The organism is Pseudomonas sp. (genome assembly GCF_037994325.1).
In the GTDB taxonomy this organism is placed as follows: domain Bacteria; phylum Pseudomonadota; class Gammaproteobacteria; order Pseudomonadales; family Pseudomonadaceae; genus Aquipseudomonas.
Window position 1 is genome coordinate 1 of sequence record NZ_JBBNAH010000597.1, and the last position, 1,517, is coordinate 1,517.

The 1,517-nt window shown below is 60.9% G+C and carries 1 protein-coding gene; it reads left to right on the forward strand.

Going from position 1 to position 1,517, the window contains the following annotated elements; translation table 11 throughout:
* Positions 1–10: 10 nt before the first annotated feature.
* Positions 11–1,420 (forward strand): ABC transporter substrate-binding protein, encoded by a 1,410-nt coding sequence (locus AAAB16_RS19890; protein ID WP_340664884.1) that lies wholly within the window; start codon positions 11–13, stop codon positions 1,418–1,420.
* Positions 1,421–1,517: the final 97 nt, after the last annotated feature.

A 1,517-nucleotide genomic window follows, 5' to 3' on the forward strand; every position in this document is an offset into this window, starting at 1 on the left:
GGAACCACCCATGCATTTGCTAAAACTCGCCGGCCTCGCGTTGGCCATCGGCTTGATTTCTACCCAGGCCAGTGCCGAGACGATCCGCATCGCCATCGGCACCCAAGACACCACCATCAACTGTGCCACCGGCGGCTTGTTGATTCGTGAGTTGGGGCTGCTCGACAAGTACCTGCCCCACGACGGCAAGTACAAAGACGCCAAATACGAAGTGGAGTGGAAGAACTTCACCAGCGGCGCGCCGCTGACTAACGAGATGGTGGCGGGCAAATTGGATTTTGGCGCCATGGCCGACTTCCCCGGCTCGTTTAACGGCGTGGCGTTCCGCGATGCCGGTAAGCAAAGCCTGTTTATCAGTGTGCTGTCCGGCAGCACCGCCGGTAGCGGCAACGGCATCGTGGTGCCGGCGTCCTCATCAGTGCAGTCGCTGGCCGACTTGAAGGGCAAAACCATCTCCGTGCCGTTTGCCTCCACCGCCCATGGCATGCTGCTGCGCGCCGTGGCCGCACAGGGTTGGGACCCGGAGAAGGACGTGAAGATCATCGCCCAGGCCCCGGAAATCGCCGGCTCGGCCCTGCGCAGTAACCGCATCGACGCCCACGCCGACTTTGTGCCCTTCGCCGAGTTGTTCCCCAACCGTGGTTTCGCCCGCAAGATTTACGACGGCTCACAAGCTGCCACGCCCACCTTCCACGGTGCGCTGGTGGCTGGCGACTACGCGAAAAAGTACCCGGAAATCGTCACCGCCTACCTGCGCGCCAGCATTGAAGCGGACCAGCTGATTGCCGCTGAGCCGGAGAAATACAGCGAGCTGATTGAGAAGGTCACCGGCGTAGAGGCCGAGGTGAATTACCTGTTCCACGGCCCGCTTGGCCTGCAAACCCGCGACCTGACCTGGAAGCCGGAATACCGCAAAGCCGTGGCCACCGCCATCGACACCCTCAAGCTGCTGAAAAAGACCGACAAGGGCTTGGACGTGGACCAATTTGTGGACGACCAGTACATCCGCGCTGCCTTTAAACAGGCTGGTCTGGACTACAACAAAGCTCTGGGCAACTACGCCGCTTCGCCGCTGAACGCCAATGACGCCATCACCGGCAAACCCATCACCGACTTCAAACGCCTGGCGCAAATCTGGGTACGTGGCGAAGAAAAAGTTCGCCACTACAGCTCGCCGGAAGAAGCCCTGAAAGCCCTGGCCAACCTGGAAAAAGACGGCAAAGACATCCGCGCTATCTACGCCCAGGCCGCCGACACCGGCAACAAACTGCTGGCCAGCCAAGCCTGGTTTGTACGCAACGACAAGGGCGAGTTGAATGCCTTCCTGCTTAAAGACCAGGCGCAGAAATTTGCCTCGGCCAATGGCGGGACGGCGTTGGATTTTGCCAGTGCTAATCAGCAGGCCGTGGTTGGGCTTTGATGTGATTGCCTGAGGGTTCAGCGCACCTGGGTCCCCGCCTGCGCGGGGATGACGGTGGTGGCAGATAAAACCCCGTCGTCCCCGCGTAGGCGGGGAC